We start from the raw sequence: 24055 nt of genomic DNA, 5'->3' as shown, positions 1-24055 counted from the left end.
CCGTATCCGGCCAGCATGGGACTCGACGTGGCGCCACCGGACCCGCCCGAACTTGCCGAAGAGACCGACATGCAGGAGTACGAGGACGTGGAGGTGCGCGGCGACACCGAGTATCGCCGACCCGAACTCGAGGAGTTCCTGCGCGAGGGCGCGTGGAACGAGGCGTTCGGCGAGTGGTCCGAACACACCGACCTCGAAGCGTCGGAGTTCGAAATCGCCCGCGAACTCGACCTGTTCCGCGAGTTCGACTTCTTCTGGGACGACTTCGCCGACCGGGTGGGCTACCACGCGCCCGGTATTCCCGAAGACTGGAAGGAACGCGACTACCACCCGGACCTCGACTCGTGGAATTCGGTCTCGGGCATCAACGCCGCGATGACCGAACTCGGCCAAATCGTCTGCGACGTGTTGGAATCCGATTACATCGACTGGGAAGCCGACTACGAAGCGCCCGAGGACCTGCCGGACTTCGAGACCTGACTACGCGTCCACCTTCTCCGGATACTTCTCCGGCACGCCGAATCCCGCCTCGCGTAGCGTCGCGTGCGCCGAGGCGAGCGCACGCACCCACTCGCGCCCCCGGCCGGTGCGCGCGCGGGCGGCGTAGCGAATCGGCGACCCGCGAATCGTCCGGTCGGGCAGGTCCGCGCTCGCGGCGGCGTACTCGTCGGCGAGTCCGGGATTCGAGAAGTCGATGCGGTCCGGTAGCGCGAGGTGGGGCAGGTCGTGTTCGACCGCCATGTTCCGGTAGGCGAAGGCGGCGTCGATGCCGCCCGCTTCGAGCGTCCGGAGGAGTCCGGTCTCGGGGAAGACGCTCGTCCGGGCGAGGACCGACTCGGTGTCGATGCCCTCGGCGAGGTCCAGCGCCATCACGGTCCGGTAGCCGAGGGGGTCTCGGGCGGGGTCGGTCCGGCCGAGCGCGAGGTCCGGGTCCGCCAGAAGCGCGCGCCAGTCGTCGTACTCTCCCGCCACCGACTCGCCGACGGCCACCACCAGCGCGTTCGTGGCGAAGCAAGTCACCCGGTCGGCCAGACCGGAGAAGAGTCGCGGGTCGGCGAGCGCAACCGCGTCCGGGTCGCGCAGGCCGTCTTCGAGCAGGCGACGGCAGGCCACGCTCCCGTGGGCCTCGACGCTCGCGTCACCGATTTCTCCGGCAATCTGTTGGAGGCTTCCGGCCACGAGGACGTTCGCCGGACGGGACTCGGAACCGGTCTCGTCGCCGTCCGACCGGACGGCGACGGTCCCGACGCCCGCGACACTCCCGACTGCGAGCAAGCCAGCACCCCGCCGGATGACTTCACGGCGACTCGACACGAAGGTAACGACAATACATCACTTGAAAAGGTTTGCGTAACTGGAAGCGGTTACTCTCGGCGGTACCGTGCGCTCGGCCGGTCCGACGAGCGAACGGTGGCAGTTCACCGAGAAAACGGTTTCAGTTGCTCTAAGCAATATTTCTCGTTCTCTAACTACGGTGTAGCTACCTGCGCCTCGCGCAGTCGCGCGCGACTGCGCGAGGCGTCTCGCCGACGAGTAGCGTAGACTCGTTCGCGTCTCGGTCTGAGACGACGGCAAAAGTAGAGACCGAACCGCCCGCCGGATTCGTCAGAATCCGGCTTCCAACCGCTCGATGAGTCCCTCGTTGCCCACGTAGACCGGCGTGCGCTGGTGAATCGCCTCGGCGTCGGCGTCGAGGAGCGACTCCTCGCCGTTCGAGGACGCGCCGCCCGCGGACTCCACGACGTACGCGATGGGGTTGCCCTCGAACTGGAGGCGGAGTTTGCCCTCGGGCCGAGACTCCAACTCGGGGTAGGCGAACACTCCGCCGTAGGTCAGCACCTGATTCACGTCGCCAATCATCGCGCCGCCGTACCGGAGTTTGAGTTCGTCCTCGATTTCGCGGGCGTAGTCGCCGAACCGGTCGGTCCAGTCGGGAACGCGCCCGCCGAACCCGTAGACGGTCGGGTCCTCGGGGAGCGTGAGGTCTTCGGTGACCGCCCTGCGCGTGCCGTCGTCCTCGACGACGTACTCGGTTACGTCGCCGTCGCGGGCGACGACCATCGTCGTGATGGGTCCGTAGAGGACGTACGCCGCGGCGACGAGGTTCCGGCCGCTGGCGGGGAGTTCGGCGTCGTAGACCCCGAGGACGGTCCCCATCGAGTTGTTGGGCTTGAGGTTCGAGGACCCGTCGAGGGGGTCCACCGTGACTCCGTACCCCTCCCCGCACTCGACGACTCCCTCGCGTTCCTCGCTGGCGAACTGGCCCACGCCGTCGATGGCGGTGAGTCGCTCGGCCAGCAGTTCGTCGGCCCACACGTCGGCGGCCAGTTGCGTCTCGCCGCTGGCGTTCTCGGCGTCGGTCTTCCGGCGGCGTCCCGCGAGTCCGTTCCGGATTTCGGGCGCTGACCGGGCGACGACCCCGATGGCTTCCGAAATCGCGTCACTCATTCGTCGAGTGCTTCGTCGGCGGTGGCGTCCTCGAAGATGACCTGTTCGAGCGCGTCGAGGATGCGCTCGGGTTCGTCGCGCTGCCAGACGTTCCGGCCGACGGCGAGACCGGACCCGCCCGCGTCCATCACGGCCTCGACGCTGGAGAGGAACTCGTAGTCGCTGACCTTCGACCCGCCGCTCATCACGACCGGCATGTCGCCCGCGGACTTGACGGCCCAGTCCATCGACTCCCGCGTGCCGGGGTACTTGACCTTCGCCATGTCCGCGCCGATTTCGAGCGCGATGCGGGTGGCGTAGGCGATGACGCTCTCTTTGGTGTCGTTCTTGAGACCCTGCCCGCGGGGGTACGACCACATGACGACCGGCAGGTCGTACTCGCTGTGGGCCTCCTCCTGCACGTCGCGGAAGTCCTCGTACATCTCCTTCTCGTGGTTCGACCCGGAGTAGACCGTGTAGCCCACCGCGTCGGCCCCGAGTTCGGCGGCGTACTCCACCGACCAGTTCTGCGGCGAGTGGGGTTCGCCCATCCAGAGGTTGCTCGTCCCGTTGAGTTTCGCCAGCAGGTTCACCGAGTCGTCGTAGGAGGGGTAGTACGTCTCGGCGACCCCCTTCTGGACTGCCAACGACGTAACCGCGTCGTGGGTGGCGATGTCGAAAATCTGCTCGGGGTCGAGCGTCTCCGGCACCGAACTGAAGTCCGCGGAGGGTCCGTGTTCGAGACCGTGGTCGTAAGCGAGGATGAGCGCCTTGCCGTCGCGCGTTACCGGGGAGTCTTCGAGTGGTATCATCCATTCCAATCTCCGGTAACATCACATAAGAGTCTAATGGTCAGCGCGCTCCCTGTGAGAACGTCGCAGAGCCAATAAAACGCCGGAAATGGCGACTTGAATACGTTTTGGGAATCTGGTGACTTACTACTCAGATAGTAAAAATCAGGCGAGGTCCCGAGCGTCGTCGCGCCACTGGGAGACGCGCTCGGTGTCGAGTCCCAACGAGTCGGCGACGTGTTCGGGGTCGGCGGTAGCGAGACTCCGGACCGACGTGACCCCGCCGTTGGCGAGTATCTCGGCGATTTCCTCGTCCACGCCGGGCACGTCGGTCACGGGGTCGGGTTTGCTCCGCTCGCGCCACGCCGCCTCCGCTTCCTCGGCGGCCCCGCTTCCGTCCGCGGTGGCCTCGCCGGTCGGCGTCCAGTCGCCGCTGGTGGTCTGGGTGGTCTCGGGTTCCGACGACTCCCAGTCGCCACTGCTCGCGGCGACCCATTCGCGTTCGTCGTCCTGAAGCCCTCGAATCTTCTCGGAACGCTGTTCGAGCGAGTCGTCGTCTTCGTCGCTCCCGCCGAACGACCAGTGCAGGGAGTGTATCTTTCGAAGGCGGGTGGCGACGCCGGGGTTCACGCCCGCGTCGATGAGCATCTCGTAGGAGACGGACTTGTCGGCGATGCCGGTCGCGTCGAAGTCGGCGTCGGCCAGCACTTCGGCCGTCGCCGGGCCGACGAAGTGGATGTCTGTCAACTCCGCCACGCCGTCGGGGGATTCGTCGTCGGAGGCGTCGTTTTGGCTCACGAGGGCGTCACCAGTTTGTTTCCGACTCACGCTGGCATGGCTTGAATGTTTTGCATAGAGCGAATCAAATTCCGAGCGTAGCCTCCGGAATGAGCTACGACATCGTGTAACGAAACGCATACTATCGGTGAATCGCAACTCACGGGTATGAACGAGTCCGGCCTGCACGTGCTGATGGACCAATCGACCGTCGAGCGCCGGGTCGAAACGGGGAAACTGCCCGACTGGGCGGTCGCCCACTACCGGAGCTTTCACGACGGGATACTCGGCGAGCGAAACGACACGCCGTTTCCCTGCTACTTCGGCGTCGAGTCCGAGCGCGAAGGGATGGGACTGTACACGTTCTGCGACTCGGCGACCGACGTGGACGCCCTCTTCGGCCTCGGCGAGACGCTACTGGAGTATCTCGACACCTACGAGGACCACAGCGAGCGGGCACCCCTGACCGTGTTCTTCCGACCGCCCGACGAGGAGTGGACCGAAGCGAAGTACCACGAGACGCTCTGGCACGTCCTCCAGTTCCTCCACGTCCACGACCCCGAACCGTGGCCCGACGAGGTACCGACCGACCCCGACGACGAGTACTGGGAGTTCTGCTTCGGCGGGACGCCGATGTTCCCGACCTCCCGCGCGCCGTTCTACGACGACCGCAAGAGCCGATACTGCCCGGTCGGACTCGAAATCACGTTCCAACCCCGCGACCTGTTCGAGGGCGTCACCGCCGACACCGAGGCGGGCCAACAGGCACGGGAAGTCATCCAGAACCGACTGGAGGAGTACGACGGGGTTTGTCCCCACGCGGACCTCGGCGACTGGGGCGTCGAGGGCGACCGGGAGTGGAAGCAGTACCTCTTCTCGTCGGACGAGAGCCAAGCCCCCGACGAGTGCCCGATTCGAGTGACCCGCGAACACCCGAAGGCCGACCCGGAACTGCTGGTGGGAGCGTGAGCCTCGACCTGCCCGAGGACGCGGTTCTCGTCCTCGTGGACTTCCAGCGCGGGTTCGACGACCCCCGATGGGGCGACCGGAACAACCCCGACGCCGAGGAGGTCGCGCGCGACCTCCTCGGCGCGTGGCGGCGGGAAGACCGGCCGGTGGTCCACGTCCGCCACGCCTCGCAGGAAGACGACTCGCCGCTCCGGAACGACCGGGAGGGGTTCGCATTCAAGTCCGGTCTCGCGCCCGCGTCACCCGCGTCGCGCGCGGGTGACGTGGGCGACGCGGACGAGAGCGCGGCGCGCGGGGACGCGCGCCGCGCGGGTGACGGTAACGAGGGGGAGAGCGCGACCGAACTCGAAGTCGTCAAGCGCGTCAACAGCGCGTTCGTCGGCACGGAACTGGAGTCGTGGCTCCGCGAGCGCGGTCTCGACACCCTCGTCGTCGCGGGCCTGACCACCGACCACTGCGTCTCGACCACGACGCGGATGGCCGAGAACCTCGGCTTTCGGCCGGTCGTCGTCTCGGACGCCACCGCGACGTTCGACCGCGAGGCACCCGACGGCGGGACGATTCCCGCCGAGCGGAACCACCGGGTCGCGCTGGCCCAGTTGTCCGGCGAGTTCGCCGAGATTGCGGACGCGGCGGGCGTGGTCGCCGCGTTCGAGTGAGCGGCATTCTTCGGTAGGCTTACGGCCCGACCGCAAGAATTGCCCGCTATGGCACGCAGTCTCGACAGCATCGAGCGTATCGGCGTCGTCGGCGCAGGCACGATGGGAAGCGGCATCGCGCAGGTCGCGGCCCAATCGGGCTACGACGTGGTGATGCGCGACATCGAGGAGGAGTTCGTCCAGAACGGGTTCGACTCCATCGAGAGCAGTCTCGACCGATTCGTCTCGAAGGACAAAATCGCCGAGGACGAGGCCGAGGCGACTCTCGACCGCATCGCGGGCACGACCGAACTCTCGGACCTCGCGGACTGCGACGTGGTAATCGAGGCCGCAGTCGAGGACATGGACATCAAGCAGGACATCTTCGCGGACTTGGACGAGGAGATTCCCGACGACGTGGTACTCGCCACGAACACCTCCACGCTCTCCATCACGACCATCGCCTCGGTCACGGACCGCGAGGAGAGCATCGTCGGACTCCACTTCATGAACCCCGTGCCGGTGATGAAAGGCGTCGAAGTCGTCGTCGGCGAGAAGACCGACGACGAGGTGGTAGAGTTCGCCCACGCTCTCGCCGAAGATTTGGGGAAAGAAACGTGGGAGTCCGACGACAAGCCCGGTTTCGTCACCAACCGCATCCTGATGCCGTGGCTCAACGAGGGCATCCGGGCCTACGACGAAGGGGTCGCCTCCAAGGAGGACATCGACAAGGGGATGAAACTCGGCACGAACGTCCCGATGGGTCCGCTCGAACTCGCCGACCACATCGGTCTCGACATCTGTCTCGACGCCAGCGAGACGCTCCACGAGGAACTGGGCGACCGGTACAAGCCCGCCTACCTCCTGAAGCGCAAGGTTGACGCCGGGGACCTCGGGAAGAAGACGGGGAAGGGCTTCTACGAATACTGAGTCCTCGATACGTCTGTCTCACTCGCTCTATCTCGCCCGCTCCGTCTCGCCCGCTCCGTCTCACTCGCTCCGTCTCGCCCGTCTTCTACACCGGCACGACACGGAACACGTAGTCAGGATAGGCGGCATCGAGGTTCACGGGACTCTCCTCGGCGGTATGTTCCTGACAGAGGAAGGCCTCGGCCTCGACGGCACCGTGGCCGGTCTCCTCCTGATACCGTTCGAGGACTGCGAACGCCGGTGGCTCGTCACAACCGCGCCGGTGGCACTCGCTCGGCGAGTCGGAGCGTTCCTCGCGTCGGGTTTCCGCACGCCGGATTTCGCCGGAGTCGGCGTCCGAGTCACCCGACTCGGCTTCGTCCGGCGGTTCGGCCTCGTCGGCGCGACGACGCGCCTCGTCGATTTCTCGCTCGCGCTGGCGTCGTTCCCGGTCGGCCGCTTTCTTCTCTCGACCGTCCTTCGTGTCTGGCATCCTCCTCATTAGGAGGGCGAACGGGATAATCCTGTGGTCGCTGGTACCGATACGCAGTCGAGTCAGCAAACGTCAGTCGTCAGCGAATCAATTACGTATCTTAGAGCAATAATATCGTTTCTAAAAGAAACAAAAATACGTCCGAACGCTCACGACGGCGAGAACGGTTCGTCTTCCAACTGCGACCGCAACTCGCCGATTCGCTCGCGCTCGACGTTGCCGGACTTGAACAACTGAATCAGGCCCATCACTTCGGCGCGCGAGACTTTCACGCCGCCCTCCTTCACCACGTCCTCGGGGCGCTTGAGCAGTTCGCGGCTGGTGCCGACCGCGAGGAGATACGGGATGGCCCACGCTTCGAGGGTGTTGCCCTGCGACTCGGGGAGAACTTCGAGGTACCGCTGGGCGTCGTCCATGTAGCCCCGCGCGTGGCGCGTGACCCGCCGGATGACGCCAGCGACCGCAGTCTCGTTCTCGGGAGCCGTGACGTTCGAGGGGTTGACGCCGTGTTCGCGCAACCACGTCGCCGGGAGGTAGACGTTGTTCTCCTCGCGGAAGTCGTCGGACACGTCCTTGGCGACGTTGACCAACTGGAGCAGGAGCGCGAACCCGCGGGCGTTCGCCCGGAGAATCTCGGCGCGCCGGTCGTCCACGTCTTGGGCGACCAGATTCGTGATGAGTTCGCCGACGGTCCCGGCGGCGTACCAGCAGTACTCTTCGAGTTCGTCTATCGTGCCGATTCGGAGACCTCCGTCGTCCTCGTAGCGCTCGACGAACTCCGCCATTCCGCAGACCAACTCGCTCACCGGCGGGTAGATGGCGGCTTGGGCGTCGTCGCCCAGCGACTGGAACGTGGCGACGATGCGCGGCGACCGGGCGACGACTTTCCAGTCCTCGTCCGTCTCTACCTCGTCGGTGTTGGCCGGAAGCCACGGCTCGACTGCCTCCCGGAACTCCTCGATGCTCGTCGGGTCGTCCGGGTCGAGCGCTCGGTCGTACAGGTGGAGAAGATGCGATTGGTCCTCCGGCGAGATGTGTCCGGCGTCCTCGACGGTGTCGGCGACACGGCAGAGCAAGTAGCCGACGCAGATGTAGGAGGCCATCGGCTCTTCCAACACGTCGATAGTGATGGCGAACGTCCGCGAGACGCCTTGTACGGCATCGAAGCACCACTCGATGTCGGCGTCCGCGAGACGTTCGGTGGGCGACTCCGTATCCATTGACTTTTGGAACCTAGGGACCCGAGATTGAAAAGCTTGAGCAAATGCCTTAGAATTTACCGCCAGCGAAGCGCGGCGGGTCCGGGCCGACGACGAACCGGACCGACGAGAACTCGCCGACACACCGCCCCGACGCCACCGGCCCAACGCTTATTCTCGCGGGTCACGACCGAGTAGATATGATTCCGACGCCCAAAGACGCCGCGAAGGTCCTCGTCGGCAAGCCCCTGAAACTCCAGAAGAACCGGCTCAACGCCGCGTCGTTCGTCGTGCAGGCCGCGCTCGCGCTCCGAAACGGGAAGCCAACCCGCGCGTTCCTCCTGCTCGGTGCGGCCAGTGTCGCGCCTCGGCATCCCGCCGCCTCGTGGCTCTTGCAGGGTGCGCTCGCCGCCGACGACGTGCGGCGAAAGCTGTTCTGAGTGACCGAAACGATGGTCGGCTTAGAGCGCGGAACGGTCGAAATCCGGTCGTATCGACCCGAGTGGGGACGCCACTACGAGGCGGAAGTCGAGCGACTGCAGTCCGTCGCCGGTGAGCGACTCCTCGACTTCGAGCATATCGGAAGCACGGCGGTCGAAGGACTCGCCGCCAAGCCCGTCATCGACCTCTACCGAGAGAAACTGGCGTTCCGGGACTACCTCCGTGACCACCCCGAAGTCGCCGCGGAGTACGAGGAACTGAAACGCGAGTTGGCCGACGGACACGCCGACGACCGGGACGCCTACACCGCGAAGAAGGGCGAGTTCGTAGAGCGCGTGCTGGCGGACGCGCTGGACCGCGAGTAGCTACCCGAACTGACCCGAAGAGACGCCGGTCGGCGGGCCGAACCGCCGGAGCGACGGGACGCCGAGCCGGTAGGCCGCCGCCAGCACCGACCCGAGGGCGCTGGCGAGCATCACCGTCCGACTTGCCGACTCGCGCGCCCGCCAGACCGCCCAGAAGCATCCCCGCCGGGAGGACCAGACTCAGCGCGCTCCCGACGACGGCGACCCACAGGAAACCGGACGCGGTGAGACCGACGATAGTCGTCGCGCCCAGCGGGAGTTCGTCCACCGCGGAGGTCGCGACCGACCCGATTCGGGACGCGCTCGGCCGACCAACCGACTGGGTGGATAAAGGGGCCGCCCGCTCGCGTGACCCGCGAGCGGGCGGGGGCTTTCGAGGACTTCTTCGCCGCGATTTCTGCGGTCGCTTTGGCGATTCGTGGCAACTGACCCGTCTCTCTCGAACACCGCCCGCGCCCGGAAGGGAAAACTAAAGGGTGACTCCTACCCAATTTTTGCGCATGGACTTCAGTCTCTCCGCCGAGCAGAAGCAGATACGGGATATGGTAGCGGAGTTCGCAGACGAGGAAATCAAGCCGCGCGCCGACGAGATAGACGAGACCGACGAGTTCCCCCAAGACCTCGTGGATGAGATGGCCGAGTTGGGTCTGATGGGGATGCCGTTCCCCGAGGAGTACGGCGGGGCCGGGCTCGACTACCACTCCTACGCCATCGGACTCGAGGAGATTTCCCGCGGGTCGGGCGGACTCGGCACCGTCGTCGCGGCCCACACCAGTCTGGCGGGCAACATGCTCTACGAGTTCGGCGACGAGAACCAGAAACAGGAGTACCTGACGCCACTGAATCAGGGCGAAGACATCGGCGCATTTGCCCTCTCGGAGGCGGGCGCGGGGTCGGACGTGCCCGCGATGGACACCACCGCCGAGAAGGACGGCGACGAGTACGTCGTCAACGGCGGCAAACTCTGGATTTCCAACGGTTCGGTGGCCGACACGGTGACGCTGTTCGCCAAGACCGACCCCGAGGCGGGCAACAAAGGCATCTCGTCGTTCGTCGTCCGGCCGGAGGAGGACGACGGCTTCCACGTCGAGGGCACCGAGGACAAACTCGGCGACAAGGGCTGTCCGACCGCAGAACTCCGGTTCGACGACATGCGCATCCCCGAGGACCGACGCCTCGGCGAGGAGGGCCGCGGGTTCGTCCACGCCTTGAAGACACTCAACGGCGGGCGAATCACCATCGCGGCGCGCTCGCTCGGCATCGCGCGCGCGGCGCTGGACGACGCCCTCGAATACTCCCAAGACCGCGAGCAGTTCGACCAACCCATCTCGGAGTTCCAGACCATCCAGCACAAACTCGCCGACATGGACACGAAGGTTCAGGCCGCCAAGATGCTGATGCACCGCGCGGCAGACCGGAAGATGCGGGGCGAGGACTACATCAAGCAGGCCGCGCAAGCGAAACTCTACGCCTCCGAAATCTCCCGCGAAGTCGCCAACGAGGGCATCCAGATTCACGGCGGCTACGGCTACACGAAGGACTTCCCCGCCGAGCGGTACTACCGGGACTCGAAACTGAACGAAATCTACGAGGGGACCAGCGAGGTCCTGCGGAACACGATTGCGAACGAGTTGCTGGACTGAGAGTCGAGCAGCTCCGTTGCGCTACGAGTCGAGTTCGGCGACGAAGCGGTCGATTGCTTCGATGTCCACCAGCATACAGTCGATGGAGTCCATCATCGCGTCCCAGTCCATCCGCCCGAAGTCCCACTTCTCGGCGACGACGACGGCTTTGGGCGCGGTGAAATCCCTGAAATCGCCCATCTCGGCGTAGGCCCGCCGCATGTGGTTGATGTAGGTACTCTTGTTCGAGGAGCGAGAGGTCTCTTTCACTTCGACGTAGCCCTTCCGAAGGTCGTGGTCGTCCAGTAGCACGCAGTCTACTTTCCACCGGTTGCCGGACTTGCCGACTTCGTACTGCTTCTCGCAGGTGTACCCCGTCGCGTCGGCTAAGGTCTCACGGACGTGGCGCTCGAAGTCGTCGTACCCGCCGTCGCGTGCCATGAATCGGGCTACTCGGGGTCGGGTGGTTAAATCTGTGCATCTCGTGACGCGTCTCGGCTACACCACTTTCTCTCGCATCCACTCGAAGTGGTCCTCGACCCGGCGCTCGCCCGCGTCGGTCAGTGCGTAGGCCTCGTGGATGCCGTCGGTGCGCTTCTCCACGAATCCCTTCTCTTCGAGCGACCGGAGCGCGGCGTAGAACGACTTCGAGTCGATGTGGGTGTTGTAGTGGTCTTCGAGGCGGGTCTTGAGACTCTGGCCGCGGAGCGTCTCGGCGTCGTACAACAGGACGCAGAGGTCGCGCCGTCGGCCGCTCTGGAGCCACTTGGTCATGGTCGAACGTTCGGCCGAGCGACTACGACGCTTGCGCTTCGGCGCGAAAAAATTGCTCGCCTCGGTGGCCCGTTCAGGTCGTCTCCATCATGTCCCGGGCCTCGTCCTCGGAGACGGACATGTCGTGCTGGGACCGAGCGTGAATCTGGATGAAATCAACCATCTCCGCTTCGTGTTCGTCGGTTATCTCGAAGTCGCAGTCCATTCCCTGCTCTCGACAGGCCATGTGCTTTGGCATCTGTGGTCAACCCCCGCCACAGAGGGACCACGCGGTTCGCTATAAATCTACTGCGGTCGTGGCCGACGGCGAGAGCGAGGCGAACGCTCGGCCGACCATCCGACAGGACGCGCTCGGCCGACCAAACCACGGTCTGGGTGGATGAAAGGGGCCGCCCGCTCGCGTTTATCATGGTCGTCTCTGCGGGCACTATTTGAGCGAGCGGAGCGAGCGAGAATATCCCGCAGAGCGGCCGCGAGCGGGCGGGGGCTTTCGAGGCGTTCATCACGACGATTCCGGCGGTTGCGGTGCTATCACGGAGAGAGAGAAGACGAAAGCGTTCCAGAGCCGACGACCGTCGCTGTCCGCAACGTCCACCCCTAGAGGCGAATCGGTACCTTCGACTGTCGCCGACACCAATCGCCGGGCATGACCGACCGAGAGACCACCGAGAACGGTATCACCGCCCGCTACTACGAGACGGACGACGAGCGCGTCCTCGAATTCGAGTCCGACCGCTCCACCGCCGCAGTCGCCCAGAACGTCGAGGGCTACGCCATGCTGAAAGTCCGGCCGAGCGCCGACGGCGACGAACTCGAACGCTACTACGGGTTCGACATGGCGCTGGACCACGCCGCGGAACTGCTCGGCGTCTCGCCGCACGACCTGCCGGTACCGGAGGACGCCGAGGACATGGGTATGTAGCTCTTTCGTTGCTTCAGCATGTTTTATGTGCTTTAGAGAATTCTATAGGTTGCTTAAAATGGTGTGTAAGTGTCTAGTCGGCGGTAGGGAGCGACAGACTTGAACCGATGAGGACCGCGACCGCACAGCACCGCCCCGCACCGCCACCGCGACCCACGTGCCTCCCCAACCGATTGCGTTGCCTGCGACCGAGGGTCGCAGGTCGGCGAGACGCGAAGCGTCTCGCAAGCCTCGGTCGTCGCTCCCTCCGGTCGCTCCTTCGTTGCGCTACTCATCCACCGTCGGAAGCGAGTTCCGACGAGCCGTCCGTCGCTTCGCTCCCGACGACACCGGCAGACAAACCGCGTCTGCCGAGCCTGCGCTCACGTTCGTTCGCGCAAACCTCGCGCGAACGGGCGCGGTCACGAGCGACCGCGCGCGCCGGACTCCTGTTCATGATAGCGCACATCGTCCCTGCCTCCGGACCCCGCGAATTCCTACCAGAGGACACAACACCTATCCCTCACGCGGTCCCACAGTGTCGCATGACCGAGTACACCACCGTCTCGATACCGAAGGACCTCGCCGACCGCGTGGACGAGACCATCGAGGGAACCAGTTTCTCCAGCACCTCCGACCTCGTGCGATTTCTGCTCCGGAGCATCGTCATCCAGCACCAGAAGGAGGGTCAACTCACCGAGTCGGAGTTCGAAGAGATAACGGGTCAGCTCCGGGAACTCGGCTATCTGGAGTAGCGGCCGGTCACGCCAGCGATTCGGTCGGCGGTTCGGCGTCTACGACCTCCAGCGGTTGCTTGCGCCCCGACCGGTCGAACGCCGCCAGCGACCCCTCGTCCCACGGCGGCACTGCGACCAGTATCGCCTCGTGGAGGTCGTCGGTCTTGGCGACTTCCAGATTCCCCTGCGGGTGGGAGACGAACCGGCCCTGCGTCTGTCCGGCCGGGACCGAGAGGTCCACGCCGAACACCGCGGTCAGCGACTTCCCGGCTTCCGGCGGGTAGAAGTGCGTGAACACGGGAACGTTCGGGGGAACGTCCCCGACGCCCTCCAACTCTCCGGCGGGCGTGACCGCGAGCGAAACCGTCACCTCGTCCGGTTCGGCCTCGGCCGCGAAGTCGAGTAGCACGCTCACCAGCCCCCGAGTTACGTAGACCACACGCCTCTTTGGGGCCGTCGATGTATAACGATACTGCCCACCGACTGTTCTTGCCCCCCGACGATTCCGTCTGCCGACGGCTTCCGTCTGCCGAGCGTCCGAACCGACGCGAACTGTTTTCACCGTCGGCGTCGTCTGACTTCCATCAGGCGCAGACGTGTCCTTAAAATATAGAATAGCTTATACTTAAATAGCTATTACTAGTTGGTACGATGTCAGAAACGAGCCTCACCACGTACCTCGCAGAGAACCCGCGGAAGATGGGCGTCCTGTTCACGATGCTGTTGTTACTCTCCCAGACTGGCAACGCCGCGGGAGCGGTGTTCTCGACTACTGCCGGGCCGTAAATTCAGGACCACGGGTTCAGAGTTCTGCCGGGTCGATGTCGCCGCTCCACGAGAACTCGCCGTTGAGGACTACCGGGACGTTCTCTCCCGTCAGAAACGTAACCAGTTCCGGCTTCGAGAGCGTGAACGGCCCGATGTCCCCGGACGCGAGGTAGAACTCGTTCCCCTCGCCGAAGATGGGCCTGCTAATCGACCCGAGACCCTTGTCGGCGGAGAGATACGTCGTCGCGGTCATCTCGTACTCGTCGCCCGCGGACTCTATCCGGCCGAGCAACGCGATACCGCTCTCGGTCTGGGCGATGTCCACGTTTCCGTCCCCGACCACGATGTACTGGTTGCCGACGACGCTCCGATTGCGAGCGATTGACAGCGCCGCCCGTAGCGGGAACCCGCGGTTCAGCAGACGGGCCATCGTCTTGCCGACTCTGACGGCACCGCTGTTGATTACGTCGCTGAGCGTGACGACGCCGCCGACGCTCCCCGCTTCGACCAGCGCCATGCCTTGGTCGTAGGACCGACACGCGTTCAACACGAACGCCTCGGCACCGACCGACTCGACCGCCGCCGCGTCGAGGTGGCCGTCCGCGCACTCGAATCCCCGACCGTCGATGTGGCCGATGTAGTGGAGAAACGCCGTCTCTTCGGTCAGTAGCGCCCGGAGTTGCTCGGCGGTCAAATCTCGGTGGACCGTCACGTCGAACGGGAGGGTCTCGCGGGACCCGTACACCTCGGCAGCGAGGTCACGCTCTTCGCCCATCGCGGTGTCGTTGCAGACGACTTCGATTTCGATGTCTCCGGCGTCTGGTCCCCGTTCGAGGCGGTTGCGAAACGCGGCTGGGGTCGCCTTGCTCGCGTCCACCGGCGCGTGGTCGCCAAGCCACGCCTGTTCGACCGAATCGGTCCGTCCCGGTTCGACCACCGGACGGACTTCGCCCGTCTCGGTCGTACTCCGGGTGAAGTCGTCGCCGTCGCCGACCCCTGCAGTCGGACGCCGGGCCGCCGTCCGCCGGGCGTCGGGCGTGCGGACGACCGCGAGGTCGTCCACGAGGAACGGTATCGACTCGACGTTCTCGGGCGCGGGTTCGACGTGCGTCGTCAGTTTCCACGTCGGGACGTGTTCGGCGGCGACATCGAAGGGAACCGAGAGGTAGGCGGCGAGACGTTCGGCCGGGGACCGGTCGTAGAGGTCGGCGAAGTTCAGGTTCACCACCGATTCGACCGCCCCCCGCTCGTGCAACTCGACCGGGTAGTAGCCCTCGGTCCGGGTCACGCAGTCGAAGAGGAACGTCTGTTTCAGTGTCCGGGCGACCGCCGTCTCGAACCCCTGCGGGCCGTCGAGGTCGTACTCGAAGCCCTCGTCGGTGACGAGGCGCGGCGTCCCGCCGGGCACCAGTTTCGCGCCGAGATAGAACGCCAGCGGTGCGGCGACGTAGGCGTGGCCCCGGTCGGGCGGTAGTTCGATTCGGACGCCGGTCTCGGGCGCGTCGATACCGTCGGGCACTCGAAGTTCGTCGCCCACCTCGATTAGCGGCGGGTGGCCCCGCAGGGTCGGAAAACTCCGTTCGGGACTGGTCGTCTTCAGCGCGGACCCGAGCGTCGAGAGGGCGGTCATCACGTCTCGGGAGTCTTCGGTCGTCGTGACCGTCGCGGCGGGACGCTCGTGGTGCGAGCGCGCGCCGACCCGGACCTCGGTGTCGGAGTCGAACGCGAACCGAATCCGGTCGTCGCTCGCGGTCACCGAAATCGGCCCTTCGACCGCGAAGTAGAGTTTCATCGGCGCACACGCCTCGACGCGGTACGCCGCGTCCGGAAGTCGCCGGTCTGTCTCGGGCCGGACTTCGAGACGCATCTCTCCGTCGGCGTCCCGGACGTAGGCCGCGACGAACGTCGGGAGCGTGACGGCATCGGTCGTTACGGACACCGCGGCGTCCACCGGAAACCGAAACTCGTCGGCGTCCGCGGGCGTCGGCGAGACGGCCGACGGCGTGTGCAGGGCGTACGTGCGGCGCTCGACGTGGTCTCGAATCTCGACGCCCGGCCGGTCGGACGTGGAGTCGAACGAGAGCGTCACGGCTACGCTCCCCCCGTTCTGCGCGTCGATTTCACCCCTCTCCAAAATCCCATGCCCTACAATTTATGTTAGAAGTCTAAAAATTTATTGGCAGTTCCGGCGTCTCACTCGGCGTCTGGGCCGCTACCGCTGTACCAACATCCGTAGATTCTCGGCGTAGAGTTTCGGAGTTCCGCGGCGCGAACCGGCGATGGCGTCGTCGAGTGCGCGCGCGGCGTCGTCTAACACGCCGCGTCCGTGGCCGACGACGACGCGTTCCGGTCTGAGGTCCCGGAGTTCCGACGGCGGGGTCAGTCGCATCATGGGGTGGACGCCGATTCGCTCGCCGGGCGTCGTGAAGTACGGCGCGTTGCCGACGCTCTCGGCGACGACGAGGGTTCCGGCGTCGGCGTCGTAGAGCGCCGCTTCCTCCCACCCGAACGAGTCGGTAATCTTCAGGAGTTCGTAGTCGGTTCCGGGGAGAGTGGTGTCGAACCGCCGGAGGTCGGCGTCCATCTCGGGAACCCGGTCGAACCACGAGGGGACGTAGACCGGAACGTCGTGACGGCGCGCGATTTCGTCGGCGTCCCGGTAGTGACGATTCAGGAGGACGACGACCCCGGCCACGTCGCCGAACTCGGCGAACAGGTCGTCGATTCCCTCGGCATCCACGGGGTCTACCACCCAGACGCCAGCGTCCGTGGCGAACGCGTGACTCGCCCGTAGCATCGTCTCGTCGGGGTGTGCTATCCACCCGACGCCCTTCTCCCAGCGGTCTATCTCCTCGTAGTCGGTCGCTGGCTGACTCTTTTTGAGCGGCATACCCGTCGCTACGGACCGAAGCCACAAAATCCCCACCGACAGCGGCGAGAACGCGAGGCTCTCGGAACGCCGCCACGCGGGGGTTTAAGCGCCGGGCGCGCGTACCCCGAAGCCATGCTCTCGGGGTTGCGATGGCTGGCACTCGAAGCGAAGTATCTAGACCGCGCCCGCGAGTTCTACGCGACGCACCTCGACCTGCCGGTGGTCCGCGAGGGCGGGGGCGAAGTCGTCTTCGACGCTGGCGGGACGAACCTCGTCGTTCGGGAACCCGGCGCGGTGCCCCGCGGCGGGGTCCACACCCACTACGCCTTCGCCGCGCCGCCGGACCGGTACGCGACGTGGTACGACCGACTCGCCGAATCGTTCGAACTCACGGAGTTCGACTTCGGCGGCGCGAAGTCGTTGTACTTCTACGACCCGGACGGCAACTGCGTCGAAATCGGGAGCGTCGGCGACGGCGACGACTCCATCACCGACATCTTCGAAATCGTGCTGGAAGTCGAGGACCTCGCGCGCGCCGAATCACTCTACCGGTCGCTCGGGTTCGAGGTGGTGGACCGCGGGAGCGAACGCCGGAGACTCCGCCTCGGCGGGCCGGTGGACCTCGAACTCTGGGAACCGCAGTTGGGGATAGCCGACGCTCGCGGCGGTCTCCACGTCGATGTCGGATTCGCGGCCGACGACCCGACGGCGGCGGTCGAGGCGGTCCGCGAGGACGTGTGCGCGGTCGAGGAGACCGACGACGGAATTCGGGTGCGCGACCCCGACGGCCACTATCTGACGTTCGAGTGACGCCGCTCGGCGTCGGTCCCCGGCGATTCGCGGTACTCGATGTGTCTGGCTCGGTCCTCTCGGATTAGTCGGACTGGCGGTCCCGCGGCGCGCGGGCAGTGCCCGCGCGCCGCCTCGCCCGGAACCGCGCGAAGCGTCCGGGGCGAGTTGGTCGCCCGCCGGTATTTAAATTCTCGGCGGCGTGGCTTTCGACCGATTAGAAATAAAAATATTTGTATTAGAAATAAAATTATTGCTTTCTAATGTAGATAGGATGCTAATAGATAGGAAAACATCTGCTATCAGTGTGGAGACTGGGTGTAGTCGAAGCTACCGCTCGAAACGATTTCGATTCGCGGTGCGGTCCCGAGTGACGCTCTCGCCAAAATCCGCCGTCTCAGAGCCGGTCCGCGTCCACACTCACGTCCGCGGGCGTCACGACGAGAAACTCCCGGAAGTGAATCAGACTGCCGCCGCGCTCTTTGACTCGCGGGGCGAGGTCCGACGCCAGTTCCGGCAGGTCGCCTTCGACGGCCAGCACGAGGACGTTGCCCCGGTCGATGACCTCGAACCAGTCGCGCTCGTCGGTCGTACCGTCCAGCTCACCGAGGACGATTCGTCGGTCGATTTGGTCGCCTCCGTCGCCGTCGTCTTCTATCTCCTGCTCGACCGCTTGGAGGTCGAGGTCGAAACCACTATCCATACGCGCTCGCTCACACTCCCCCGGCAAAATCCTTACCCCCTGACGTTCCGCTCGGCGGGAGCGTCCGGCGGTCCGCGAGCGCGGCGTCGAAGTCGCCGGTCGTCCGTCGGCTCTCGGCCGTACGACCCCGAACTCCTCATTTACCGAATATCTTAAATGCATTTACGAGCCTATTTTAATAATCTTTCTATTTTCATGCTTTAGATAGATTCAATTATGTGGGGTTCATTGTGACAATTGGTCATGGCACGGAATACCACACAGCGGAAGATGGCAGAGTACCTCGAAGCACACCCGCGGATGATGGGCGCGCTGTTCACGATTTGCCTCCTCCTGATGCAGGCAGGAAACGTGGCCGCGAACGGTGCGAGTACGAATGCAGGTCCCTGACTTAGAGTTCCTGCCGCCGTATCTCGTCGCTCCACCGTAGCTCGCCGTCTAATTCTACCGGCAGAACCTCTAAGCCGAAGAACGAGTCGAGTTCGTCGGCGCTCAGTTCGTACGTGTCGATTACTCCGGACGCCAAGTAGCGGGTGTTCACGCCAGCGATGTTCGGTTTCTGCATCGAACCGAGACCGTGACTCGGACTCGGATACGTCCGGAACTTCGTCCTGTATCGGCCCGACTCCAGCGATTCGATTTCCAAGTGGAGCGGCGTTCCGCTCTCGCTCTGACACAGGGTCAACCCGCCGTCGCCGACCGTCACGTACTGGTAGGCGGGCGCAGTCGTGTCTTTGACCACCGAGAGCGCGACCCGGAGCGAGAACCCGCAGTTGAGCAGGCGCGCCAGCGTCTGGCCGATTTCGGTGGCGACGCTGTTGGCGATTTCCGCCAGCGTCACGACGCCGCCGTAGCTTCCGGACTCGACCAGCGCCTCGCCTTGGGTGTAGGACCGACACGCGTTGAGGACGAACGCTTTGACGTTCACGTCCGAGAGCGTGCGGGCGTCGAGGTGACCGTCGGGACACCGCATCCCGTGGTCGTCCACGTGGCCGATGTAGTGGAGGAAGTCGGCGGGTTCGGCCAGCAACTCCCGGAGTTCGTCGGTCGTGAGTTCGTAGTGGACCGACACGTCGAACTGGAGCAGTTCCCGCAGGCCGTAGAACTCCTCGACCACGCCCTCCTCCATCATGCGCTCGTCGTTGCAGACGACGTGAATCTCGATGCTCGTCTTCTCGGGGGCCGACCGCTGGACCCGACGCCGGTAGGATTCGATTGATGCCTTGTTCGCGCCGAGGGGAAACCCGTCGCCGACCCACGCGTGTTCGACGGTATCGGCGGGTTCCGGGTTGAAAATCTCGCCCTGCGCGGGCGCGGCGGCGTTGGCGTCCATCGTACTCCGGGTGAAGTCGTCGGACGCGCACCCGGCGGTCACGGAGTCGCCGCCAGCGCCGCCGCGGAAGAACTCGTCGATTGGTTCGGGCGTGGGGTTCACCGACGCCGTGGTCGGGTCGCGGGGACACCGGACCAACGCGAGGTCACTGGCGACGAACGGCAACACCTCGGCGTTGTCCGGGGTCGCCATCACGTCGGTCGTCAGGTTCCACTCCGGGACGAACGCCGCGACGGTCTCGTAGGGGACCGAGAGGTAGGCCGCGAGGCGTTCGGCCGGGGACCGGTCGTAGAGGTCGGCGAAGTCGAGGTCCACGACGGATTCGACCGCCCGTCGCTCGTGGAGGTCCACCTGATAGTAGCCCTCGGTCCGGGTCACGCAGTCGAAGAAGAACGTCTGGCGGAGGACGCGCCCGACGGTCTTCTCGAAACCGAGGGGTCCGTCGAGGTCGTACTCGAAGCCTTCGTCGGTGACGAGGCGCGGGCGGTCGGCCGGGACGACTTCCGCGCCGAGGTAGTACGCCAGCGACGAGACGGGGTAGACGTACTCGTACTCGGCCGGAATCTCGATGCGGACGCCGGTATCCGGTCGCTCGATACCCTCCGGCGCGTCGAACTCCTCGCCGACTTCGATTAGCGGCGGGTGGCCCCGGAGAGTCGGAAACGAGCGCTCCGGACTCGTCGTCTTCAGCGCCGACCCCAGAAGCGAGACGGCTTTCATCGCGCCCGCGGGGTCGTCAGTCGTCGTGACGGTTCCGGCCGGTTGGTCGTGGAACGACCGCGCGCCGATTGCCACCTCGGTCGGGTCCCCGAAGGCGACGCGGACCGCCGTCTCGTCGTGGCGGAGTTCGAGCGCACTCTCGACGGAGAGGTAGAGTTTCATCGGCGCGGTACTCAGTTCGACGGTGTACGCGCCGGGCGCGAGCGACCGGTCCACGTGGTCGGCGTTGTCGGCGACGAGTTCGCCCGACTGCGTTCGGACGAGGACGTTCGCTAGTTTCGGCACGGCGACGGCGCTGGTCTCGACGGAGACGGCAGAATCGACGGGGAAGTGGAACTCGTGGGTCGGGACGGGAGTCGGGTCTACTGCTCTCGACGTGTACAACTCGAAGCGGGCGTTCTCGATGGGGTCTGCTATCTCGATGCCGGTTCGTTCAGTGGTTCTCGTGAACGTCGGGTCCATGAATCACCTCAAAGGCGTACCCAGTCGGTGGTCTGTTCGTACTTCGGGACGTGCCAGCGCTGTTCGGTCGGCAGTCCGTCGCGCTTTTGGAGTTCGATTCGGGCGTCGAACAGCGGCGAGAGTCGGTCCACCATCTCGTCGTCGTCGGGTCGCGGCAGGTGGTAGTGACCCATGCCGTGGACCCCGCGAACCATCGCAGAGACCGACCGGAGGAACCGCGACACCTCGTTCGCGCCGTGTTCGTGGGCCAGTCGGCCGAGCGACGACACCGACAGTCGAAGTTGTGACGGGGCGAGTCCGCCGTTGGCTTCCTCGAAGTAGTCGATGGCGACGACGATTTCCTCGCGCAAATCGGCCAGTACGTCCCGGTCCTCGCCCGGTCCGGGAAGGTCGAAGTCCGCGCTCTGGGCGGCCTTCGGAACCGACCGCTGGTGTGCGTGCTGGTCTACGACCCACACGTCCGGGTCGTCGGTATCGACGCCCGGCGGCAGTAGCTCGAAGACGCTCTCGTCTCGGGAGTCTGCCAAGGCGACGACGCGCTTGCGGTCGGCGGTCGGTGCGCCGAGAAGCGTCTGCGTCGCTTTTGCCGTTACGTCTTCGGAAACGGCGCCCGTAACGAGGAGGTTGCATCCTTCGTTTTTGAACCGTTTCAACACCTCCTGAAAGTCGTGGGTCGAGCAGTCCCCACGAAAGCTTGCCCGCTGGAGTGACATCTCGTCTCATACCAGAGACCGGGTGAAAATAAAATTTTGTATTCTTTTTAGAGAGGAATAGAATGATTGGCGAGATACGTCCGTCGATGGTCGCCGACTAATTGATTTCTCTCTACCCATAATATGGTACGCAGTACCAATCCTCTAAAGCGTATCGGCGCGGAGCGGACGAACGTAAGCGGACGTTGAACGAGCGAACGACCGGCGTAACGCTCAGTTCTCGTCGTACTCGCGTTTGAACCCGCGGAATTCGGTCCGATGGGCCTCCTCGTCGCTCAGGACGGTGACGGCGAGGTCCTCGGTCACGGGGTCGTCGGCGTCGCGCGCCGCCGAGACGAGTTCCCGGTAGGTCTCGATGGCGTCTTCTTCGGCGTCGAGGACGCCGTTTATCACCGACAGCACGTCCGTGCTGTTCTCCGGGGGTTGGAGGCTCTCCTGTCGGGCCTCGAAGTCGTAGGACGCGGGCGGTCGCTCGTCGAGTTGCTTGAGTCGCTGGCCGAGCATCTCGGCGTGGTTCAACTCTTCTTGGATGTCGGTTTCGAGGCTCTCGCGGACTTCTTCGGCGCTCACCCCCTCCAGCACGATGGAGTTGGTCAGGTAGTTCATCACGGTCTCGATTTCGTCGCCGTAGGCCTTCTTCAGCAGGTCCGTGACTTCTTGGGTAGTCATGCGGTCGTTTCTTCGTCGGCCAACCCCGTTACTGTTCTGGCGGAGAGTGCGGTCGAGTGGCGGACTCACCGCGCGGGACGGGTCTCACCTCTCTCGTGTCGAGCGACTCGACGGTGGTGACTTCTCCTGCGCCCGAGACGATTTCTCTCCGAATAATCAGAAATCAAGACCCGATTTTGGCGATGAAAATTCGTGTCGCCAGTTCGGATTTAAGGACGGTTAAGGTTCTACAGATAGTTACAGGACGTTTCAGTCGGGCGATTTCGGTGTCGCCCCCGACCGAACAGAAGTGTCATACGCTCTAACTCACCTGTCTCAGCGACACGTTTAAATAGGAGAGCGGCCCCACCACGAGATACGATGTCTAACAACGACATTCGCTCGTCCGGTACCAGCCGGGCGGGTCGAGTTCTTCGAGGGCACGCTAGCTACTGAGACCGAGTTCGAGTCCGCGCGGGTCTTCGACACGACCCTGCGCGACGGCGAACAGGCTCCCCGTACCTCCTTCTCCTACGACGAGAAGCGCACCATCGCCGACGCCTTGGACCGGATGGGAACCCACGTCATCGAGGCCGGGTTCCCGGTGAACTCCGACGCCGAGTTCGAGGCGGTCAGCGACATAGCCGCGAGTACGTCCGCGACCACCTGCGGACTGGCGCGCGTCGTGGAGAAAGACGTTGAGGCCGCACTCGACTCCGGCGTCGAGATGGTCCACGTCTTCGCCTCGACCAGCGACGTGCAGATAGAGGATTCGATGCACGCCACCCGCGAGGAAGTCGTGGAACGGTCGGTGAACGCGGTCGAACGCGTGAAGGAGGCGGGCGTGACAGCGATGTTCTCGCCGATGGACGCCACCCGGACCGACGAAGACTACCTGAAAACGGTCGTCGAAGCCGTCTCGGAGGTTGGCGTCGATTGGATAAACATCCCCGACACCTGCGGGGTCGCCACCCCGAGTCGGTTCGCCGACCTCGTTGGATTCGTGGACGACCACACCGACGCGCGAATCGACGTTCACACCCACGACGACTTCGGCATGGCCTCGGCGAACGCCATCGCCGGATTCGAGGCTGGCGCGGACCAAGCGCAGGTCTCGATAAACGGTATCGGCGAGCGCGCGGGCAACGCGGCCTACGAAGAGGTCGTGATGTCGGTCGAGAGCGTCTACGGCGTCGAGACCGGAATAGACACGACCGGCATCGCGGAACTCTCCGCGATGGTCGAGGAGTACAGCGACGTGCCGGTTCCGGCGAACAAGCCCGTCACCGGCGACAACGCCTTCGCTCACGAGAGCGGTATCCACGCCGCGGGCGTCATCGAGAACTCCGACACCTTCGAGCCGGGGTGCATGACTCCCGAGATGGTCGGCGCGGAGCGCGAGTTCGTACTGGGCAAGCACACCGGCGCGAACTCGGTCCGCAAGCGACTGGAGGACCGCGGATTCGTACCGACCGACGACGAAGTTCGGCAGGTGACGCGGCGGGTCAAAGACTACGGTGCGGAGAAGAACCGCGTCACTGTCGCCGACCTCGAACAGTTCGCCCGCGAGGTCGGCATCGCACACGAGGAATCGGAGGTCAGCGCCTGATGGCCCACTCGGCAGTCGCCTCCCCTCGCCAGCGGCGCGCGGCGCGTTCGGGACGCCGACCGACGAGAGTCGGGACGCCGACCGCCGGAAATCCGGCGGTCGGCGTCCCGGAGCGTGGGACCGACCGGACCTTCGCGCAAAGGTTGCCACCCGGACAAAGGTTATAACCGTCGGGGTCGGTACGTACGCAGTAACGATGCGACAGTCACCCACTGCCACCAGCGAGAGACGCTTCGCGTCTCTCGGCGGCCGAGCGGCCGACGCCGCGAGCAGTGCGACTGTCGAGTGCGTGATTATTGTAGGGGCTTGGGCCCCTACACTACCACTTCTCCGAACTTCCGTCCCGCATCGTTCCCGAAACCACCAGCACGCGCTCGACCAACCGTGACACGCAC

29 protein-coding genes are annotated in these 24055 nt (G+C 64.9%); 13 read left to right on the top strand and 16 right to left on the bottom strand.

All coding sequences use genetic code 11. The features are described from left to right. Window positions 1–15: 15 nt before the first annotated feature. Window positions 16–480 carry a DUF7992 family protein gene (locus P2T60_RS06345; RefSeq protein ID WP_276281709.1) on the top strand — a complete coding sequence of 155 codons (465 nt, stop codon included), beginning with the start codon at window positions 16–18 and terminating at the stop codon, window positions 478–480. Here the strand turns inward: P2T60_RS06345 and P2T60_RS06340 are convergent, their stop codons facing one another. The 4 genes from P2T60_RS06340 to P2T60_RS06325 all read right to left on the bottom strand — a co-directional run bounded on the left by P2T60_RS06340 (window position 481) and on the right by P2T60_RS06325 (window position 4046). Continuing rightward, window positions 481–1314 carry a substrate-binding domain-containing protein gene (locus P2T60_RS06340; RefSeq protein WP_276281708.1) on the bottom strand — a complete coding sequence of 278 codons (834 nt, stop codon included), beginning with the start codon at window positions 1312–1314 and terminating at the stop codon, window positions 481–483. Between the two features lie 291 nt (window positions 1315–1605). After that, window positions 1606–2448: a class 1 fructose-bisphosphatase gene (locus P2T60_RS06335; RefSeq protein WP_276281707.1), complete on the bottom strand. Its 843-nt coding sequence runs from the start codon at window positions 2446–2448 to the stop codon at window positions 1606–1608. After that, window positions 2445–3239: a class I fructose-bisphosphate aldolase gene (locus P2T60_RS06330; RefSeq protein WP_276281706.1), complete on the bottom strand. Its 795-nt coding sequence runs from the start codon at window positions 3237–3239 to the stop codon at window positions 2445–2447. Before P2T60_RS06330 ends, P2T60_RS06335 begins: the two co-directional genes overlap by 4 nt. 144 nt (window positions 3240–3383) lie before the next feature. After that, the gene (locus P2T60_RS06325; protein WP_276281705.1) at window positions 3384–4046 is read right to left on the bottom strand and encodes a helix-hairpin-helix domain-containing protein; all 663 of its coding nucleotides are present in this window, start codon (window positions 4044–4046) and stop codon (window positions 3384–3386) included. 117 nt (window positions 4047–4163) lie between these two features. Here P2T60_RS06325 and P2T60_RS06320 point away from each other — a divergent pair, with 117 nt between their 5' ends. From P2T60_RS06320 to P2T60_RS06310, 3 genes are read left to right on the top strand one after another with little or no spacing between them, the layout of a single operon-like run. Further along, window positions 4164–4964: a YqcI/YcgG family protein gene (locus P2T60_RS06320; protein WP_276281704.1), complete on the top strand. Its 801-nt coding sequence runs from the start codon at window positions 4164–4166 to the stop codon at window positions 4962–4964. Then, window positions 4961–5623, top strand: a complete 663-nt coding sequence (locus P2T60_RS06315) for a cysteine hydrolase family protein (protein ID WP_276281703.1) — start codon at window positions 4961–4963, stop codon at window positions 5621–5623. Before P2T60_RS06320 ends, P2T60_RS06315 begins: the two co-directional genes overlap by 4 nt. Before the next feature lie 48 nt (window positions 5624–5671). Further along, complete coding sequence (locus P2T60_RS06310) at window positions 5672–6532, top strand: 3-hydroxyacyl-CoA dehydrogenase family protein (RefSeq protein WP_276281702.1); 861 nt, start codon at window positions 5672–5674, stop codon at window positions 6530–6532. Window positions 6533–6617: 85 nt separating this feature from the next. Here P2T60_RS06310 and P2T60_RS06305 read toward each other — a convergent pair whose 3' ends face one another. Then, window positions 6618–7004: a hypothetical protein gene (locus P2T60_RS06305; protein WP_276281701.1), complete on the bottom strand. Its 387-nt coding sequence runs from the start codon at window positions 7002–7004 to the stop codon at window positions 6618–6620. Between the two features lie 149 nt (window positions 7005–7153). Beyond that, window positions 7154–8224: a phytoene/squalene synthase family protein gene (locus P2T60_RS06300; RefSeq protein WP_276281700.1), complete on the bottom strand. Its 1071-nt coding sequence runs from the start codon at window positions 8222–8224 to the stop codon at window positions 7154–7156. 179 nt (window positions 8225–8403) lie between these two features. Between P2T60_RS06300 and P2T60_RS06295 the strand changes: the two genes are divergently transcribed. From P2T60_RS06295 to P2T60_RS06285, 3 genes are all read left to right on the top strand, one after another. Continuing rightward, complete coding sequence (locus P2T60_RS06295) at window positions 8404–8643, top strand: hypothetical protein (protein WP_276281699.1); 240 nt, start codon at window positions 8404–8406, stop codon at window positions 8641–8643. Between the two features lie 12 nt (window positions 8644–8655). Further along, a complete protein-coding gene (locus P2T60_RS06290) occupies window positions 8656–9009 on the top strand; it encodes a GrpB family protein (RefSeq protein WP_276282181.1) in 354 nt (117 codons plus the stop codon). Window positions 9010–9509: 500 nt separating this feature from the next. After that, window positions 9510–10652, top strand: coding sequence for an acyl-CoA dehydrogenase (locus tag P2T60_RS06285; protein WP_276281698.1), 1143 nt, complete (start codon window positions 9510–9512; stop codon window positions 10650–10652). 21 nt (window positions 10653–10673) lie between these two features. Here P2T60_RS06285 and P2T60_RS06280 read toward each other — a convergent pair whose 3' ends face one another. The 3 genes from P2T60_RS06280 to P2T60_RS06270 form a co-directional block, all read right to left on the bottom strand. Beyond that, on the bottom strand, window positions 10674–11072 hold the full coding sequence (locus P2T60_RS06280) for a hypothetical protein (protein ID WP_276281697.1): 399 nt from the start codon (window positions 11070–11072) through the stop codon (window positions 10674–10676). Window positions 11073–11129: 57 nt separating this feature from the next. Next, complete coding sequence (locus P2T60_RS06275) at window positions 11130–11405, bottom strand: PadR family transcriptional regulator (protein ID WP_276281696.1); 276 nt, start codon at window positions 11403–11405, stop codon at window positions 11130–11132. 73 nt (window positions 11406–11478) lie between these two features. Continuing rightward, the gene (locus P2T60_RS06270) at window positions 11479–11643 is read right to left on the bottom strand and encodes a DUF1059 domain-containing protein (protein WP_276281695.1); all 165 of its coding nucleotides are present in this window, start codon (window positions 11641–11643) and stop codon (window positions 11479–11481) included. 408 nt (window positions 11644–12051) lie between these two features. Here P2T60_RS06270 and P2T60_RS06265 point away from each other — a divergent pair, with 408 nt between their 5' ends. Together P2T60_RS06265 and P2T60_RS06260 are read left to right on the top strand one after the other, a co-directional pair. Next, window positions 12052–12327 (top strand): DUF7111 family protein, encoded by a 276-nt coding sequence (locus tag P2T60_RS06265; protein ID WP_276281694.1) that lies wholly within the window; start codon window positions 12052–12054, stop codon window positions 12325–12327. A 524-nt stretch (window positions 12328–12851) separates the two neighbouring features. Further along, window positions 12852–13061, top strand: coding sequence for a ribbon-helix-helix domain-containing protein (locus P2T60_RS06260; protein ID WP_115796150.1), 210 nt, complete (start codon window positions 12852–12854; stop codon window positions 13059–13061). 7 nt (window positions 13062–13068) lie between these two features. Here the strand turns inward: P2T60_RS06260 and P2T60_RS06255 are convergent, their stop codons facing one another. After that, window positions 13069–13482: a JAB/MPN domain protein-containing protein gene (locus P2T60_RS06255; protein ID WP_276281693.1), complete on the bottom strand. Its 414-nt coding sequence runs from the start codon at window positions 13480–13482 to the stop codon at window positions 13069–13071. Window positions 13483–13694: 212 nt separating this feature from the next. Here P2T60_RS06255 and P2T60_RS06250 point away from each other — a divergent pair, with 212 nt between their 5' ends. Next, window positions 13695–13829: a DUF7503 family protein gene (locus tag P2T60_RS06250; protein ID WP_276281692.1), complete on the top strand. Its 135-nt coding sequence runs from the start codon at window positions 13695–13697 to the stop codon at window positions 13827–13829. Window positions 13830–13845: 16 nt separating this feature from the next. Here P2T60_RS06250 and P2T60_RS06245 read toward each other — a convergent pair whose 3' ends face one another. Both P2T60_RS06245 and P2T60_RS06240 read right to left on the bottom strand, forming a co-directional pair. Beyond that, window positions 13846–15945: a hypothetical protein gene (locus P2T60_RS06245; protein WP_276281691.1), complete on the bottom strand. Its 2100-nt coding sequence runs from the start codon at window positions 15943–15945 to the stop codon at window positions 13846–13848. Window positions 15946–16023: 78 nt separating this feature from the next. After that, window positions 16024–16701, bottom strand: a complete 678-nt coding sequence (locus P2T60_RS06240) for a hypothetical protein (protein ID WP_276281690.1) — start codon at window positions 16699–16701, stop codon at window positions 16024–16026. Window positions 16702–16815: 114 nt separating this feature from the next. On the opposite strand from P2T60_RS06240, the gene P2T60_RS06235 reads away from it, so the two are divergent. Beyond that, the gene (locus tag P2T60_RS06235; protein ID WP_276281689.1) at window positions 16816–17493 is read left to right on the top strand and encodes a VOC family protein; all 678 of its coding nucleotides are present in this window, start codon (window positions 16816–16818) and stop codon (window positions 17491–17493) included. A 376-nt stretch (window positions 17494–17869) separates the two neighbouring features. Here the strand turns inward: P2T60_RS06235 and P2T60_RS06230 are convergent, their stop codons facing one another. After that, a complete protein-coding gene (locus P2T60_RS06230) occupies window positions 17870–18175 on the bottom strand; it encodes a DUF5779 family protein (protein ID WP_276281688.1) in 306 nt (101 codons plus the stop codon). 243 nt (window positions 18176–18418) lie between these two features. Here P2T60_RS06230 and P2T60_RS06225 point away from each other — a divergent pair, with 243 nt between their 5' ends. Beyond that, window positions 18419–18565 (top strand): DUF7503 family protein, encoded by a 147-nt coding sequence (locus tag P2T60_RS06225; protein ID WP_276281687.1) that lies wholly within the window; start codon window positions 18419–18421, stop codon window positions 18563–18565. A gap of 1 nt (window position 18566) precedes the next feature. Here P2T60_RS06225 and P2T60_RS06220 read toward each other — a convergent pair whose 3' ends face one another. From P2T60_RS06220 to P2T60_RS06210, 3 genes are all read right to left on the bottom strand, one after another. Further along, window positions 18567–20690, bottom strand: a complete 2124-nt coding sequence (locus tag P2T60_RS06220) for a hypothetical protein (RefSeq protein WP_276281686.1) — start codon at window positions 20688–20690, stop codon at window positions 18567–18569. A gap of 8 nt (window positions 20691–20698) precedes the next feature. Continuing rightward, complete coding sequence (locus P2T60_RS06215) at window positions 20699–21403, bottom strand: DUF7504 family protein (RefSeq protein WP_276281685.1); 705 nt, start codon at window positions 21401–21403, stop codon at window positions 20699–20701. Window positions 21404–21616: 213 nt separating this feature from the next. After that, window positions 21617–22072: a ferritin-like domain-containing protein gene (locus P2T60_RS06210; protein WP_276281684.1), complete on the bottom strand. Its 456-nt coding sequence runs from the start codon at window positions 22070–22072 to the stop codon at window positions 21617–21619. 355 nt (window positions 22073–22427) lie between these two features. On the opposite strand from P2T60_RS06210, the gene P2T60_RS06205 reads away from it, so the two are divergent. Continuing rightward, a complete protein-coding gene (locus P2T60_RS06205; RefSeq protein WP_276282180.1) occupies window positions 22428–23660 on the top strand; it encodes a LeuA family protein in 1233 nt (410 codons plus the stop codon). Window positions 23661–24055: the final 395 nt, after the last annotated feature.

The sequence above is a fragment of the Halorussus caseinilyticus genome (assembly GCF_029338395.1).
In the GTDB taxonomy this organism is placed as follows: domain Archaea; phylum Halobacteriota; class Halobacteria; order Halobacteriales; family Haladaptataceae; genus Halorussus; species Halorussus caseinilyticus.
This window is presented reverse-complemented; position numbering and strand designations above follow the sequence as displayed.